Genomic DNA, 14,471 nt, shown 5'->3' with positions numbered 1-14,471 from the left:
ACCAGACGCGCCGATGTCGGCGCCTAGCGATCCGGCGCGCCTTCCTCGTCCCCGCCGAGAATCTCCGCCGGCACCGGGCTTCCGGCGCGCAGCGAATCGGGCGTGATGATCACGCTCGTTCCCGCGACCAGAAGCGGGCCGAGCAGCGCGCGCAGATCGGCCGCGATGTGGACGCGCCCGGCGAACGACGTCGGTGTCCTCGCGGCGATCGCGCCCGGGAGGGGGACTTCCGTCCAGGTTGCCGGCCCCTCGACGCCCGACCGCCGGATGAAGGCGGAAGTGCCCGTCATTGATCCCTCGATGCGCGCGGGCGCCGAGCCGATGATCGTTCCGTTGCGAAGGATCAGGATCCGCTGGTCTGTGGCACTGGCGATGATCGACAGGGGGCCGCTGCGCGCGCGTTCGGGCGTCCAGAGCAGCGCGCCATCGGAAGGGCGCGTTTCGGTCATGGCGAGCGGATCGGTCGGGGCCGCACGCGGCACCGCTGCGGCATCGGTGACGATGACCGTCATGCCGAGCCGGGAGACGCCATAGAGGAGACGGGCGAAGCCATGCGGCAGGCGAATGCAACCGTGCGAAGCGGGGTAGCCCGGCAAGGTGCCGCCGTGCAGCGCCACGCCGCCCCAGGTCAGCCGCTGCATATAGGGCATCGGCGCATCGTCGTAGAGGCTCGAGCGATGGTCGACGTCGCGCTGGAGGATGGTGAAGACACCGGTCGGGGTTTCATGGCCGGCCTTGCCCGTCGAGACAGTGGTAATCGCGATCGGGACGCCATTGCGGTACAGCGTGCCGCGCTGGGTCGCGAGACTCACGATCATCATCAAGGGCCCGCGCGGCGCGATCTCGGGCGCCCAGATATAATCTCCGGGCTTCAACCGCTCGGCGGCATCGAGCACGCTCCCATGCGGGCTTGAGGGCACGGCCGAGGCCGCGAGTGGCAACAGCAGCGCCGCTCCCAGCAAAAGCGCTGCCCTTCCGGCGAGCTTCGCCCAGGTTCCCACTTTCTCAACCGGCCATCGCTGCCACTCGGGCGCGGTCGTTGATCCGTACCGCGCGCCGCGAGGGCAAGTCGACGAGGCCGTCGCTGCGCATGCGCGTCAGCTGCCGGCAGGTCGTTTCGATCGTCAGCCCCAATATGTCGGCGATCTGCTGGCGGCCGAAGGGGAGCTCGAACCCGCCCGGGGTCTCGCCGGCGTCGGCGGGCAGCCGCTCTTCCATGTCGAGAAGGAAGGAGGCGACCTTTTCGGGTGCCGACTTGCGGCCGAGCAGCATCATCCAGTGCCGCGCGCGGTCGAGCTCGTCGAGCGTGCGATGGAGCAATTTCTGCTGGAGATGCGGATGGCGACCCGCGAAATCGTCGAACTGCTGGCGATTGAAGATGCAGACCTCGGCGTCGGTCATAGCGGTGACCCGGTAGGGGCTTTGCTTGCCGAACGGGCGGCCGATAAAATCGGAAGGGAAGACGAGCCCGACGATCTGCTCGCGGCCATCGGCGGTGGCGACGACCAGCTTCAGGACGCCCGACAGGACATTTGCGACCGTCGGGGCTTCGTCGCCTTCCCAGAGCAGGGTGTGACCCGCCTTCACGCGTTGCCGCCGCCCCATGCGGCCGAGTTCGGCGGCTTCGTCGGCGGCAAGGCTGGCGCAGATGGCGCGGCAGCGTACGGCGCAGGATGCGCAATCGCTCATCGCCGTGCACCCGCAAGCGACGCGCGCTCCGCACGCCACTCCGTTGCTTGGCGGTCGCGGCCTGGATGGCGGAAAAGATGTGGCTGACCCCTCATGCGGCCGGGAATAGCGGCTCCGCATGCGCCCGTGATTACGCAACTGTACGTATGTGGTGCGAGGAAAGGCCCGACCGGCGCGAACCGCCAGGGGCGTAAGGGCTATTGCGTAACGACAGGGCGCGCGTCCCGGCGCAATCCGGCGAGACAAATCCGCGACGAAAGGACCCAGGATGAGCGAAGCCGGCCACGATCTTCATGCGCTGTTTCCGGACCACGGGCCGGCGCTCCATGCACTCAAGCTTGGCAGTTCGAATTTTCGCCAGCTCGCCGAGGAGCATCATGACCTTCAGAGCCGGATTCAGCGAGTCGAGGCCGGTCTTGCGGCGGTCGCCGACGACCAGCTGGAGGACCTCAAGAAACGGCGGCTGTTCACCCTCGACGAGATTGCCGCGCTCATCGCGATCGAGGAGGAGGCGTGATGCACAGTCTTTCCGAAATACGCGCGGGCCTGGTCGTGCGCCTCGACCAGCTCGCAGCGGAGGTTGAGCGGCTGGAAAGCGAGCAGCGCGTGCCGCTCGACGACGATTCCGCCGAGCAGGCTGTCGAGCGCGAAGACGACGAGACGATCGATGCGCGGCAAAGCGCCGCAACTGAGCAGATGAAGGCAATCCGGCTCGCGATCGCGCGTCTCGATGCCGGCCATTACGGCCTCTGCACCGCGTGCGGCATCCCGATCGATGCCGCGCGCCTCGAAGCCGTTCCGCACACCGCGCATTGCATCGACTGCGAGCGCGAGTTCGGCGGCTGAACATACGCCCGGCGAACGACATGATCGAATCCCTTCCAGACGCCAACCTGCAGCAACTCGCCGGCATCGGACTGGCGCTTCTTCTCGGGCTGCTTGTCGGCATCCAGCGCGGCTGGAGCCTGCGCAACGAGACCGCGGGCAGCCGCTTCGCGGGTGTGCGGACCTTTGCGCTGTTCGGCCTTGCGGGCGGCATCGCGGGAGCGACCGGATCTCAAAGCCCGGCGATCGCGGCGATCGTCGCCGGGGCTGCAGCTGTCCTCACCCTCATCGGCTATGCGAAAACCGCGCGGGCGCCCGAGCAGCTGAGCGGGACATCGAGCCTCGCGGCCCTCATCACGCTCGGTTGCGGCTATCTCGCGGCCAGCGGTCGGAGCGAGATGGCGACGGTGGTCGCCGTTGCCATGACGCTGGTGCTTGCGCTGCGCACCGAGCTTCATCGCTGGGTTTCCGGTCTCAGCGATATCGAGGTCGGCGCGATCGTCCGGTTCGCGCTCATCGCGCTCGCCATATTGCCGCTGCTGCCCGACCAGCGCTTCGGCCCCTATGACGCCTGGAATCCTCGCCAGCTCTGGCTGGTCGTGGTGTTCGTCTCGGGCTTCTCCTTTCTCGGCTATATCGCAGCGAAACGCTTTGGCGCCTCGCGGGGCACGCTCGTCATGGCCGCGACCGGCGCGATGGTTTCCTCGACCGCGGTGACCGCGGCGCTCGCGATGCGCGTGCGCGACGGAGAGGAAAGCGAGGCGATGGCCATTGCCGGCATCGGCGCGGCGTCGGCGGTCATGCTGATCCGCGCGATCGTCCTGACCCTGTTCCTCGCGCCGGCAGCGATGCCGGCCTTCGGCTGGCTTGCGGCACCCGCCGCGCTGGTGAGCGGCGGCGCGATGTTCTGGGCTTTGCGGAGCCGCCGCAAGGAAAGCGCTGCCAACCGTCCCGTCGAGCTCAAGAACCCGTTCCGGCTCGCGCCGGCGATCGGCCTCATGCTGCTCGTCATGGTGCTGACCGTCGCCGCACGCTGGATGATGGCGATGGTGGGCGAACGCGGCCTCGCGCTGGTCATCGCGCTTTCGGGCCTGGCCGACGTCGACTCCGCGATCATCACGGTGGGATCGCTACCTCCGGGTCTGCTCGAGGGCCAGATCGCGACGATCGTCATCATTGCCCCGGTGCTCGCCAACACGCTGTTCAAGGGCGCCACCGCCCTGGCGATCGCGGGGCTGCGCAAAGGATGGAAGCTCGCCTTGCCGCTTGTGCTGAGCGTTGCAGCCAGCCTCGCGGTCCTGCCGACCCTTCTCGTCTGAGCCCGATCGGACGCCGCATGGAGTGGCCAGAGGTGGAATGGTTTCAAAAGGGGGCCTTCGGTGACCGCAGCAACAGACCATAATGAAGGACCGCCGACCCAGCCGGCGAACCTCTCGTCAAACCCGCGGACATTTCTTCGCGCGCTCGGTCCGGGCCTGATCGCCGGCGCCGCCGACGACGATCCGAGCGGAATCGGAACGCACAGCCAGATCGGCGCGGCATTCGGTTACCGGCTCTCCTGGACCTTCGTGCTGAGCTTCCCGCTGATGGTGGCGATCCAGGAGATCGCCGCCGAGATCGGGCGGGTTACCGGCGCAGGGATCGCGCGCAACCTCCGCCGGCATTATTCGCGTCCCCTGCTCTGGTCGATGGTATCGCTGCTGCTCGTCGCGAACATCATCAATCTCGGCGCCGATCTCGGCGCGATGGGTGCGGCGCTGGCCCTGCTCGCCGGAGGCAAGGCCGGACTCTATACCTTGTTGTTCGGGATCCTCAGCATCGTCCTCGAAGTCGGCCTTAGCTATTCTCGCTACGCCGCAATCCTCAAATGGACGACGCTCACCCTCTTTACCTATGTCGCGGTGCTGTTCGTGGTGCATGTTCCATGGGGCACGGCCCTCACGGCGCTGCTGCTTCCCGACATCGAACTCAATGCAGCCTATGCCACGGCGTTCGTCGCAATCCTCGGCACGACGATCAGCCCCTATCTCTTCTTCTGGCAGGCGGGGCAGGAGATCGAGGAACAGCATTGCCATCATGCCAAGCCGCTCTGCCTGACGCCCGCGGCAGCCGATGGCGAGTTCAGGCGCATTCGTGTCGACACGCTGACGGGCATGGCGTTCAGCACTCTCATTTCGCTCGCGATCGTCTTCGCGACCGCGGCGACGCTGCATGCCGAGGGCATACGCGATATCGCCACATCGGCGCAGGCCGCCGAAGCGCTGCGTCCGCTCGCCGGGCCGTTTGCTTTCGCGATGTTCGCGCTCGGAATCATCGGCACCGGCCTTCTCGCGGTCCCGGTGCTGGCCGGATCGGCCGCCTATGCCGTCACCGAGATGGCGGGAATGGCAGGTAGCCTCGACGCCAAGCCGCTTTCGGCGCGTCTCTTCTACGGCACGATCGCCGCGACCACGCTTGCCGGCGCCTCGCTCTCGGCGATCGGCATCGACCCGGCACGCGCGCTCTACTGGGCAGCGGTGGTCAATGGCGTGCTCGCCGCGCCGCTCATGCTGGTGATGATGCTGATCGCCCGCAATCCGCGCGCGATGGGCCGTCTCGTCATTTCGCGCCGCCAGAGCTGGTCGGGCTGGGCCGCAACCGCGGTGATGACGGCAGCAACCTTGCTGTTTTTCTTCTTCCTCGTGACGGGAGATATCTAGCGCGGGGCGCGGGCGTGCCGCGCGATCAGTGCGTCGATCCGGTCGCGCTGGGGCAGGATGATACCGAGGAGCCCGGCGAGCGTCGCGGCGCCGAGCTTGCGCATCAGGCGCGAGCGATGAATTTCGACGGTGCGGTGACTGATGCCGAGCTCCTGCCCGATCTGCTTGTTGGTGAGACCGCGCACGAGCCCGCCCACGACTTCGAGCTCGCGATGTGTGAGCTGTTCGATGAGAGGGGGCGAATGCCGCGACCGCGCAGCGCGGTCCGGCGCGGGGCGGCGGATCGCGGCCTGTGGGTCTTCGCGGCGGGCTGTCGTCATGCGGTCCATCCTCCGATGGACAGTCGTCTAGCGCTCGGGCGTCCTGCGGTCGTTACGTAATGTCCGCAGATTTCAGGCACCGAGTCCTGCGGCGAAGGCGAGCCGCAGCGCGTCGGACAGGCTGCGGACATCGAGCTTCGCCATGAGGTTCGCACGGTGGACTTCGACGGTACGCGGCGAGATGCCGAGGTCATAGGCGATGGTCTTGTTCGGCAGTCCCTGCGCGAGCCCTTCGAGAACCTCGCGCTCGCGCGGGGTCAGGATGCCAAGAACGACCTCGGCCTCGGCGGCGCGCGCCACCGCTCCATCGGCCGCCGCCATGCGGGCGAAAGCGGCCTCGATCGAGGCAATGAGCACCGCCTTTTCGAACGGCTTTTCGAGGAAATCGACCGCGCCGGCCTTCATCGCCCGGACCGCGATCGAGACGTCGGCGTGCCCGGTAAGGACGATCACCGGCATGGTAACCCCGCGCTCCAGCATCGCCTGCTGGACCTCGAGCCCGTCCATTTCGGGCATGCGCACGTCGAGCAGGACACAGCCTTCGGGCACGTGCCGGATTTCCTTCAGGAACAGCGCGCCATTGGCCCAGGTCTCGACCGCATAGCCCGAGGTCTTGAGCATGAAACTCGCCGACCGCCGGATCGCCTCCTCATCGTCGACGATATGCACGAGCTTCCTATCCGACATCATTTTCCTCCGCCTTCGCGCTCACCAGTGTGAAGTGAAATTCGGTCCCGCCGCCGGTGCGCGGCTCCATCCAGATACGTCCGCCATTGGCCTCGACGATCGTCCGGCAGATCGAGAGACCGAGTCCCATGCCTTCTGCCTTGGTGCTGACGAACGCCGTAAAGAGCTGCTCGGCGACCTCCGGCGTCACGCCCGGTCCGGTATCGGCGACGATCACGCGGACAAAGCCGCGCTGGTCGGGACGGCTCGTGACGGTCAGCTGCCGCACCGGACTGTCGGCCATCGCTTCGACAGCGTTGCGAATGAGGTTGATCAGCACCTGCTGGATCTGGACCTTGTCGACGAGCACCGGCGAGGCATAGGGATCGAGGTCGAAGCGCGGCTCAACGCTCTTCTCGCGCGCGCCCATCAGTCCGAGCACCGCCGCCTCGTTGATGAGCACCGGCAGTTTCTCGATCGTCTTCTCGACCTCGCCGCGCGCCACGAAGTCGCGCAGGCGGCGAACGATATGCCCTGCGCGCAACGCTTCCTTCGCCGTATCGTCGAGCGCATCGCGGATCATCGGAATATCGTCGGGATCGGGATTGGCGAGCAGGTCGCGCACCGCTTCGACATAATTGGTGACCGCGGTAATCGGCTGGTTGAGCTCATGCGCGAGCGTCGAGGCCATCGTCCCCATCGCGCTGACGCGCGAAACATGGATCAGCTCGGACTGGAGCGATTCGAGCCGCGCCTCGGTCTGCTGGCGTTCGGTGAGGTCGCGGATGAAGCCGGTAAAGAGCGGGTGACTGTCGCTCGACGCCTCGCCGATCGACAATTCCATCGGAAAGGTCGAGCCGTCCCTGCGCTCGGCGAACACCACGCGTCCGATGCCGATGATGCGCTTTTCCCCCGTTTCGAGGAAGCGCCGGATGTAGGCATCGTGGCGCTCGCGATCGGGTGAGGGCATCAGCCGGCTGACATTGACCCCGAGCAGCTCGGCCTCCTGATACCCGAACAGCCGCTCGGCGGCCGCGCTGAAGGACACGATCGAACCTTGATCGTCGATGACGACCATCGCGTCGGGCACCGTCGAGAGGATCGACCGGAGATGGCTTTCCTGCGACCGCAGCGCCTCCTCGGCGGCGCGCCGTCCGGTGATGTCCGAGACGACCTTGGCGAAACCGCGAAGATCGCCGCCCGCGGTGCGAAGCGCCGTGATAGAGACATCGGCGAGGAACTCGGATCCATCCTTGCGGACGCGCCAGTCCTCCATCTCGAGACGTCCCTCGCGCGCCGCAACGGCAAGGTCGCCCCCAGGTTTGCCGGCCGCGACGGCGTCGGGCGGATAGAAGATCGCGGCATCCTTGCCGACAACCTCTTCCTCGCGCCAGCCCTTGAGGCGTTCGGCGCCCTTGTTCCAGATCGTCACGCGGCCTTCGGCATCGAGCAGGTAGATCGCATGCCCCTGCGCGCCGTCGATGAGCAGATTGAGTTCCTCGGCGACCAGCGCCGCCTCGGCATCGCGCCGCGCAGCGCGATGGTCGCTTTCATGCACGCGCCGCCGCATCCGCTCGAAGGCTTGCGAGAGCGCGACGATGCCGGCCGCGGTGACCAGAAACACTATGACCTCGACGAGATTATAGCTGCCGCCGTCCCGGAAGCCGGCGAAATAGAGACCAAGCCCAAGGGCTGGCGCGGTCGCAATCGATGCCGCCATCGGACCGGCATAGAAAGCGGCCGCAAGGATGGCGGGTGCGAAAAGCAGGAAGGATGCACTGCCGCCAAGCCAGGGAGTGAGCGCATAGCGGAGCAGCGCCGCAGCAGCGACAAACAGCAGCGCCAGCGCCAGGCGTATCGCAAAAGGACGTTGTATCATCGACATCGACCGCGCGGCCTCCGCCCGCGCTGCAAAGGCGCCGCCGCCCTCGCGGTGCGCCTTCCCCCGATCACCGTCCATAGCGGCTTTTGGCGGGGCGCGAAACGCCCGGCGCGTTCGCGATCCGTATTGTTCCTTAAGGGACATCCCGCTTCGCTAGGGCGGTGTGCGCCGTGCGCCCATGCGGGAATCTACGGATAGGAGGAACCCGCCCGCGATATCAAAAGCGGCACGCGGATCGTCGCGCCTCGCCCGTCCCGTCCAGCTCGGCCCGGCGCGGCGGTCCATTGCTCCCGCGCTAAAATCCGGCAGCGGCCCTTCGTTCAGGATGTCACATGCAGACCAGACGGATCACGCTCATCGACGGACATCCCGACCCCGATCCGGGACGGTTCGTCCATGCGCTGGCCGATACCTATGCGGCGGCGGCGCTGGCGGCGGGTCATGAGGTCCGCCGCATCGCGGTTGCGGAGCTCTCGTTCGATTTGCTCGAAAGTCGCGCCGAGTGGGAAGAAGGTCCGCTTCCGCCCGCGATCGCCGAGGCGCAGGACGATATTGGATGGGCCGAACATCTGGTGATTTTCTACCCGCTCTGGCTCGGAGACCTGCCCGCTCGCCTCAAGGGCTTCTTCGAACAGGTGATGCGCCCGGGCTTCGCGTTCGCGCCCAAGGCGAACGGCTTGCCCGAAAAACGCCTCAAGGGCCGGACGGCCCATATCGTCGTGACGATGGGGATGCCCGCGCTTTTCTACCGCTTCTTTTTCCGCGCGCACAGCCTGCGCAGCCTCGAGCGCAACATTCTGCGCTTTGTCGGCATCGCGCCGACCGAACGCAGCATCGTCGGCAATGTCGAGGGCGATCCCAAGCACCGCACCATGTGGCTCGAGACAATGGCCGAACATGGCGCGGCGGGCCGCTGAGCCGATGCAAGGTCGTCGATCCCATCCGCGAAAGAAGGGCAGCTAGTCATGGCCAATACCGAAACGCCGCTGACGATCCAATTCCATGGTGCCGCCGGAACCGTCACCGGCTCGTGCATGGAACTCACGCTCGGGCAGCACAGAATCCTGATCGATTGCGGATTGTTCCAGGGATCGCGAAGCCTCGAAACACTGAACCATGGCGCGTTCGCGTTCGAGGTCGGCAAGATCGACGCCGCGCTCCTGACCCATGCCCATATCGATCATTGCGGGCTGTTACCGAAGCTCGCGAAGGAAGGCTATCACGGCTCCGTCTGGTGCACCGCGCCCACCGCAGACCTTCTCGAATATATGCTCGCCGACGCGGGGAGAATTCAGGAGAGCGACACCGCGCGCCGAAACCGCCGCTATGACCGCGCCGGCGAAGCGATGTTCGAGCCGCTCTATACCGAGGCCGATGGCCTTCGCGCCTGGCGACTCGCCGAGCCGGTCGGACTTGGGACATGGTTCGAACCCGCGCCGGGTTTCCGGGCGCGGCTGTGGAACGCCGGCCATATCCTGGGTTCGGCCTCGGTCGAACTGGAAGCCGGCGGGGTGCATCTGCTCTTTTCCGGCGACATCGGCCCCGACAACAAGGCGTTTCACGACGATCCCGCAGCGCCGGAGGGCATCGATTTCCTCATATGCGAAGCGACCTATGGCGACCGCACGCGGCCCAAACTCTCGATCGAACAGCGCCGCGCGCTACTCGAAACCGAAGTCAAAGCGGCTCTCGCGAGGGGCGGGAATCTCGTGATCCCGACCTTTGCGCTCGAACGCACGCAGGAACTGCTGCTCGATCTCGCGCGCCTTGCCGACGCGAACCGCATCCCCAATGTGCCTATCTTCGTGGACTCGCCGCTCGCGAGCCAGGCGACGAAGGTGTTCGCGGCCCATGCTGCCGAGCTCGAAGATGTCGAAGGCGCCGACATCTTCCGGCATCCCTCGATCCGCTATGTCGAGGATGTCGCCGAATCGATCCGCCTCAACAGCGTGTCGGGCGCCATCATTCTCGCTGCCTCGGGCATGTGCGAGGGCGGGCGCATCCGCCACCATCTCGAGCATAATCTTCATCGGCGCCAGTCGACGATCCTGTTCGTCGGGTTCCAGGCGCGCGGATCGCTCGGGCGAGTCATCCTCGACGGAGCCGGGCGCGTGCGGATTTCTGGCAAGGACATCAATGTCCGCGCCGCCGTCCGGCGCATCGACAGCTATTCGGCGCATGCCGACCGCGACGAGCTCGCGGCATGGATACGCGAACGTCACCCGATCCGTGGCGGACTTTTTCTGGGTCATGGCGAGAGCGAATCGATCGAAGCGCTGCGCACGCTCGTCCAATCCGAAACGCCCCGCCTCGCCGTCGTCGCTCCGGCGATCGGGGAGACTTTCGCGCTCGCCCCCGGCGCACCGCCCAAGCGAATCCGGACCGGACGCGTCGATATCGCCCGGCTCGCGGGTGAAGACTGGCAGAATGACTACGCCGATTTCGCCGCCAATCTGAAGCACAACCTCGCGCACATCCGCAGCGAGGAAGGGCGGCGCAAGGCGCTCGACGAGATGCGGCGGGTGCTCGCCAACTATGAGGCGGCGCGCTCCCAGCAGAAGCGGCGGCGCCGCGCGGCATAGACAAAATCTTCGCAACCGGCGGGTTCCACGCGATCGAGGCCGCCAAGACAAAGGTCCGGACGCCCCGCCACATACAAAGGAGACATCGCATGAAAGCCCTCGTCTATAACGGCCCCGGCCTGAAAGCCGTCGAGGAGCGGCCGGTGCCTCAGGTGCAGGACGCGGGCGACGCGATTGTGCGCATCACCAGGACGACCATTTGCGGCACCGATCTGCACATATTGAAAGGCGATGTCCCGAGCTGCGAACCGGGGCGCATCCTCGGGCACGAGGGCGTCGGTATCGTCGACAGCATCGGGACGGGCGTGACCGTTTTCGCGCCCGGCGACCATGTTCTGATCAGCTGCATAACCGCGTGCGGCCGCTGCGACTATTGCCGTCGGGGCATGCCATCGCATTGCACGACGGGCGGCTGGATCCTCGGCAACATCATCGACGGCACGCAGGCAGAATATGTTCGTATCCCACATGCCGACACGAGCCTCCATGCCATCCCCGAGGAGGCCGGCGAGGATGCGCTGGTCATGCTCAGCGACATCCTGCCGACGGGCTTCGAATGCGGCGTGCTCAACGGCAAGGTCGCGCCGGGATCGACCGTCGCGATCGTCGGCGCGGGTCCGATCGGCCTTGCCGCGCTGCTCACGGCGCAGCTCTTCTCGCCCGCCCGGATCATCATGATCGATCTGGACGAGGCGCGCCTCGCCATCGCGCGCCGGTTCGGCGCCACCGACACGATCAACAGCGGCACACGCGACGCCGCGGCGGCGCTGATGGAGATGACGGATGCGCGCGGCGCCGACACGGTGATCGAGGCTGTCGGCGTTGCCGCCACCTTCGAACTTTGTCAGCTGCTTGTCGCAGCCGGGGGAACGATTGCGAATGTCGGCGTGCATGGCGCCAAGGCCGACCTGCACCTCGAACACCTCTGGTCCCGCAATATCACGATCACGACGCGATTGGTCGATACCGTCTCGACGCCGCAGCTCTTGCGGATGGTCGAGGCGAAACAATTGGATCCCGGAGAGCTTGTCACCCATCATTTTGCGATGGCCGACATGATGGACGCATATGAGGTCTTCTCGCGGGCGGCCGAGACCAAGGCACTGAAGGTCATCATCGAAGCCGACGATCCGCGCACGGCGAGGCCTGCAGCGTGACGCAGCGCATGAAAGAGATCGCGCGGACCATCGTCGAACTGCAGGTCGAACTCGATCGCGAGATCGAATTTCGGCGAAGGGCGCTGGGCGTCCGGGTTCATGACCGGCTCGTCGAGTTCGAACGCGGCATCGTGATCGAACAGAGGAAACTCAAGACGAGCGTGCGGGCGTTTCTCGCCCGCTCCTCCTTCGGTGTCATCATCACCGCGCCCGTCATCTACTCGATGCTGCTTCCGCTGGTCCTGCTCGATATCTGGATCAGCGTCTACCAGGCCATCTGTTTTCGCGCCTATGGGATCGCCCGTGTCGAGCGACGCGACTATATCGCGTTCGACCGGGGTCGCCTCGCCTATCTCAACTGGGTCGAAGCGCTGAATTGTGCCTATTGCGCCTATGCCAATGGCGTGATCGCCTACGCCCGCGAGATCGGAAGCCGGACCGAGCAATATTGGTGCCCGATCAAGCATGCGCTCAGGATCAGCGATCCGCACCAGCGCTATTATGAGTTTCTCGAATTCGGCGATGCCGAGGGGTATCGGACGCGTCTCGCCGCGTTCCGCGAGCTGCTGGCCGCGGACGGCGACGATATCGCCGCCGGGACCCGCGCCGCGTCACCGCGACCGGAAGCGGAGGAACAGACGAGTCCGTAGAATCCCGCAATGCGGCGCTTGCGGCACGGCGTTATGCCTGCTCCCGACGCAATTTCCGCAAAGGAGACGATAATGATTGCGACCGACGCGCCCGGCCGACCCGTGCAGAGCGGCCTCTGGAAGGAAATCTCGGTGCTCGAGATCGGGGTGGCGGTGTGCCTCCTCATCCTGTTCGTCCTCTCGCGCACCTTCCTCGAGACGATCGCCGCCATCTACATGCTGGTCGCCGCGATGCTGTTCGCCGCGCTCGTCCAAGGCCGCATGGCGGCGACCTGCAATGACCGGCTGGACCGGCGGCTATGGCTCGCAAGCGCGCTCGCCTGCCTCGTCCAGGCGATCATCCTGTTCGTCGATCCGCTGCTCGGGGGTTATCATACCGCCATGGCGATGGCGGGTATTCTCGCCGCTGGCGCGGCGGCGCGGCTGACGCTTGCCCTCGTGCGGGGCCATGCGGGCCGCGGCTGGCTCTATCTCTCGGGCGCGGTCAGCATGATGGTATCGCTCGCGATCGGATTCGCCTGGCCGTTCGCCTCGATCGTCCCCGCGGCGCAAAGCCTCACGCTCGACCTGCTCGCCGTCGCGGCGATGCTGGCGAGCGTCACCGGAAAGGCCCCGGCATGTTCGAGATGATCAAAACGAACGACGACGTGCTCGCCGTCCGTATAGAGGGCAAGATCACCGGGGCAGAACTGGCCTCGATCATGGACCGGCTCGACGCCACGATGGCGGCGAACGAGACGGTGCATGTCTATGCAGAGACGCGGTCGATCGACGGTATCGAGATCAGCGGGCTGGGCGCTCATATCGCGCGCGCCGCGCCCCTTTTCGCAAAGCTCGACCGGTTCGGACGCGTCGCGGTCGTCGCCAACCAGTTATGGATCCGGGCCCTCACGCGGATCGAAAGCGCCCTTCTGCCGCATATCAGCTATAGGGTGTTCAAGCCCGAGGATCGCGGCGCGGCGCTGATGTGGGTCGAAGGGCGCGACGGATGACTGGCACCCTTCTGCCCGGTCCCTGGCCGTCGGCACGCGGCGATCACCGCGAAGCCCATCTCGTATCGCGGACGGGGTGGCTGCGGGCAGCCGTGCTCGGCGCGAACGACGGGATCGTCTCCACCGCAAGTCTTATCATCGGCGTCGCGGCGTCGGGTGCCACCCGTCAATCGATCCTGGTTTCGGGGGTTGCCGGCCTCGTTGCCGGCGCCATGTCGATGGCGGCCGGCGAATATGTGTCGGTCAGTTCGCAGGCCGATACCGAGCGGGCGGACCTTGCCCGCGAAAAGAGAGAGCTGGCGAGCGACCCCGCGGCTGAACGCGACGAGCTGGCCGGCATTTATGAACGACGCGGCCTCGATCCGGAAACCGCGCGCATCGTGGTCAACCAGATGACCGCGTTCGACGCGCTCACGACGCATGCGCGCGACGAACTCCATATCACCGACATGACGGCCGCGCGCCCGGTCACCGCGGCGCTGGCGTCTGCCGCCACCTTTACCGCCGGCGCGTCGCTGCCGCTCCTCGTCGCCGCGCTGGCGCCGACGACAGGGATCGTTGCACTCGAAGCCATCGGGTCGCTGCTGTTCCTCGCCGCGCTGGGATGGCTCGGCGCATTTGCAGGTGGCGCCGCGCCCGCCCGTCCGGTTGCACGCGTCATATTCTGGGGGGCGCTTGCGATGGCCATCACGGCCGGAATCGGCCGGCTGGTGGGCACGGCTGTCTGACGGACATGGGCGGACCCCGCCCCGATCTTAGAACAAATGATCGGGCGAGGCAGCCTTTTCGCACCTGCACGGTTACCTGTTTCATGACGGCCGCGGACAAACCATCGAAGCATGTGCGGCTCCCGGCCGCTTGGGCCACCCTGCACGCATGTGGAAATCCGGGCGCCGGTCGTAGTGGAACGGGAGCAACATGACCGCGGCAGTCGCTGCCGCGCCGACCCAACCCGGCGTTGATCGGGGCTTCTGCTCGCCGCGCAGCGCGTCGGTCTTCTCTATGGCTG

Annotated in this window: 16 protein-coding genes; 11 read left to right on the top strand and 5 right to left on the bottom strand. The window is 66.4% G+C overall.

Features of this window, described 5'->3' with window-relative positions; translation table 11 throughout:
• Positions 1–23: 23 nt before the first annotated feature.
• Both KEC45_RS21425 and KEC45_RS21420 read right to left on the bottom strand, forming a co-directional pair.
• Positions 24–1,001, bottom strand: coding sequence for a L,D-transpeptidase family protein (locus tag KEC45_RS21425; protein ID WP_238586764.1), 978 nt, complete (start codon positions 999–1,001; stop codon positions 24–26).
• A gap of 4 nt (positions 1,002–1,005) precedes the next feature.
• Positions 1,006–1,689 carry a Crp/Fnr family transcriptional regulator gene (locus tag KEC45_RS21420; RefSeq protein ID WP_062185535.1) on the bottom strand — a complete coding sequence of 228 codons (684 nt, stop codon included), beginning with the start codon at positions 1,687–1,689 and terminating at the stop codon, positions 1,006–1,008.
• Between the two features lie 268 nt (positions 1,690–1,957).
• Between KEC45_RS21420 and KEC45_RS21415 the strand changes: the two genes are divergently transcribed.
• From KEC45_RS21415 to KEC45_RS21400, 4 genes are read left to right on the top strand one after another with little or no spacing between them, the layout of a single operon-like run.
• Positions 1,958–2,206: a YdcH family protein gene (locus KEC45_RS21415; RefSeq protein WP_062185537.1), complete on the top strand. Its 249-nt coding sequence runs from the start codon at positions 1,958–1,960 to the stop codon at positions 2,204–2,206.
• Entirely contained in the window at positions 2,206–2,535 is a 330-nt protein-coding gene (locus KEC45_RS21410) for a TraR/DksA C4-type zinc finger protein (RefSeq protein WP_054731556.1), read from the top strand. The genes KEC45_RS21415 and KEC45_RS21410 overlap by 1 nt, the downstream gene beginning before the upstream one ends.
• Positions 2,536–2,555: 20 nt before the next feature.
• Positions 2,556–3,833 carry a DUF4010 domain-containing protein gene (locus KEC45_RS21405; protein WP_062185539.1) on the top strand — a complete coding sequence of 426 codons (1,278 nt, stop codon included), beginning with the start codon at positions 2,556–2,558 and terminating at the stop codon, positions 3,831–3,833.
• A 60-nt stretch (positions 3,834–3,893) separates the two neighbouring features.
• Positions 3,894–5,213, top strand: a complete 1,320-nt coding sequence (locus KEC45_RS21400; protein ID WP_062185541.1) for an NRAMP family divalent metal transporter — start codon at positions 3,894–3,896, stop codon at positions 5,211–5,213.
• Here KEC45_RS21400 and KEC45_RS21395 read toward each other — a convergent pair.
• The 3 genes from KEC45_RS21395 to KEC45_RS21385 form a co-directional block, all read right to left on the bottom strand.
• Complete coding sequence (locus KEC45_RS21395) at positions 5,210–5,533, bottom strand: response regulator transcription factor (RefSeq protein ID WP_058538791.1); 324 nt, start codon at positions 5,531–5,533, stop codon at positions 5,210–5,212. The genes KEC45_RS21400 and KEC45_RS21395 overlap by 4 nt on opposite strands.
• A gap of 72 nt (positions 5,534–5,605) precedes the next feature.
• Positions 5,606–6,220 carry a response regulator transcription factor gene (locus KEC45_RS21390; RefSeq protein WP_054733988.1) on the bottom strand — a complete coding sequence of 205 codons (615 nt, stop codon included), beginning with the start codon at positions 6,218–6,220 and terminating at the stop codon, positions 5,606–5,608.
• The gene (locus KEC45_RS21385) at positions 6,210–8,084 is read right to left on the bottom strand and encodes a PAS domain S-box protein (RefSeq protein ID WP_062186924.1); all 1,875 of its coding nucleotides are present in this window, start codon (positions 8,082–8,084) and stop codon (positions 6,210–6,212) included. Before KEC45_RS21385 ends, KEC45_RS21390 begins: the two co-directional genes overlap by 11 nt.
• Before the next feature lie 329 nt (positions 8,085–8,413).
• Here KEC45_RS21385 and KEC45_RS21380 point away from each other — a divergent pair, with 329 nt between their 5' ends.
• The 7 genes from KEC45_RS21380 (at position 8,414) to KEC45_RS21350 (ending at position 14,190) form a co-directional block, all read left to right on the top strand.
• Positions 8,414–8,998, top strand: coding sequence for an NAD(P)H-dependent oxidoreductase (locus KEC45_RS21380; RefSeq protein WP_062185543.1), 585 nt, complete (start codon positions 8,414–8,416; stop codon positions 8,996–8,998).
• 48 nt (positions 8,999–9,046) lie between these two features.
• A complete protein-coding gene (locus KEC45_RS21375; RefSeq protein WP_062185545.1) occupies positions 9,047–10,663 on the top strand; it encodes an MBL fold metallo-hydrolase in 1,617 nt (538 codons plus the stop codon).
• Between the two features lie 89 nt (positions 10,664–10,752).
• On the top strand, positions 10,753–11,820 hold the full coding sequence (locus tag KEC45_RS21370) for a zinc-dependent alcohol dehydrogenase family protein (protein WP_062185546.1): 1,068 nt from the start codon (positions 10,753–10,755) through the stop codon (positions 11,818–11,820).
• Entirely contained in the window at positions 11,817–12,470 is a 654-nt protein-coding gene (locus tag KEC45_RS21365; RefSeq protein ID WP_062185548.1) for a hypothetical protein, read from the top strand. Before KEC45_RS21370 ends, KEC45_RS21365 begins: the two co-directional genes overlap by 4 nt.
• A gap of 72 nt (positions 12,471–12,542) precedes the next feature.
• Positions 12,543–13,100, top strand: a complete 558-nt coding sequence (locus tag KEC45_RS21360; RefSeq protein ID WP_062185550.1) for a hypothetical protein — start codon at positions 12,543–12,545, stop codon at positions 13,098–13,100.
• Positions 13,088–13,462, top strand: a complete 375-nt coding sequence (locus KEC45_RS21355) for an STAS/SEC14 domain-containing protein (protein ID WP_062185552.1) — start codon at positions 13,088–13,090, stop codon at positions 13,460–13,462. The genes KEC45_RS21360 and KEC45_RS21355 overlap by 13 nt, the downstream gene beginning before the upstream one ends.
• Complete coding sequence (locus KEC45_RS21350) at positions 13,459–14,190, top strand: VIT family protein (protein WP_062185554.1); 732 nt, start codon at positions 13,459–13,461, stop codon at positions 14,188–14,190. The genes KEC45_RS21355 and KEC45_RS21350 overlap by 4 nt, the downstream gene beginning before the upstream one ends.
• The last annotated feature ends 281 nt before the right edge of the window (positions 14,191–14,471 follow it).

The organism is Sphingopyxis sp. USTB-05, from assembly GCF_023822045.1.
GTDB lineage: Bacteria > Pseudomonadota > Alphaproteobacteria > Sphingomonadales > Sphingomonadaceae > Sphingopyxis.
Note: the sequence above shows the minus strand (reverse complement) of the source record. Positions and strands in the feature narration are given on the sequence as shown.

What these genes read in the sequence shown, in the direction of transcription:
- KEC45_RS21390 (WP_054733988.1), bottom strand. Translation starts at nt 6,220, where the DNA reads ATGTCGGATAGGAAGCTCGTGCATATCGTCGACGATGAGGAGGCGATC.
- KEC45_RS21350 (WP_062185554.1), top strand. Translation starts at nt 13,459, where the DNA reads ATGACTGGCACCCTTCTGCCCGGTCCCTGGCCGTCGGCACGCGGCGAT.
- KEC45_RS21395 (WP_058538791.1), bottom strand. Translation starts at nt 5,533, where the DNA reads ATGACGACAGCCCGCCGCGAAGACCCACAGGCCGCGATCCGCCGCCCC.
- KEC45_RS21405 (WP_062185539.1), top strand. Translation starts at nt 2,556, where the DNA reads ATGATCGAATCCCTTCCAGACGCCAACCTGCAGCAACTCGCCGGCATC.
- KEC45_RS21385 (WP_062186924.1), bottom strand. Translation starts at nt 8,084, where the DNA reads ATGTCGATGATACAACGTCCTTTTGCGATACGCCTGGCGCTGGCGCTG.
- KEC45_RS21375 (WP_062185545.1), top strand. Translation starts at nt 9,047, where the DNA reads ATGGCCAATACCGAAACGCCGCTGACGATCCAATTCCATGGTGCCGCC.
- KEC45_RS21410 (WP_054731556.1), top strand. Translation starts at nt 2,206, where the DNA reads ATGCACAGTCTTTCCGAAATACGCGCGGGCCTGGTCGTGCGCCTCGAC.
- KEC45_RS21370 (WP_062185546.1), top strand. Translation starts at nt 10,753, where the DNA reads ATGAAAGCCCTCGTCTATAACGGCCCCGGCCTGAAAGCCGTCGAGGAG.
- KEC45_RS21420 (WP_062185535.1), bottom strand. Translation starts at nt 1,689, where the DNA reads ATGAGCGATTGCGCATCCTGCGCCGTACGCTGCCGCGCCATCTGCGCC.
- KEC45_RS21380 (WP_062185543.1), top strand. Translation starts at nt 8,414, where the DNA reads ATGCAGACCAGACGGATCACGCTCATCGACGGACATCCCGACCCCGAT.
- KEC45_RS21415 (WP_062185537.1), top strand. Translation starts at nt 1,958, where the DNA reads ATGAGCGAAGCCGGCCACGATCTTCATGCGCTGTTTCCGGACCACGGG.
- KEC45_RS21355 (WP_062185552.1), top strand. Translation starts at nt 13,088, where the DNA reads ATGTTCGAGATGATCAAAACGAACGACGACGTGCTCGCCGTCCGTATA.
- KEC45_RS21360 (WP_062185550.1), top strand. Translation starts at nt 12,543, where the DNA reads ATGATTGCGACCGACGCGCCCGGCCGACCCGTGCAGAGCGGCCTCTGG.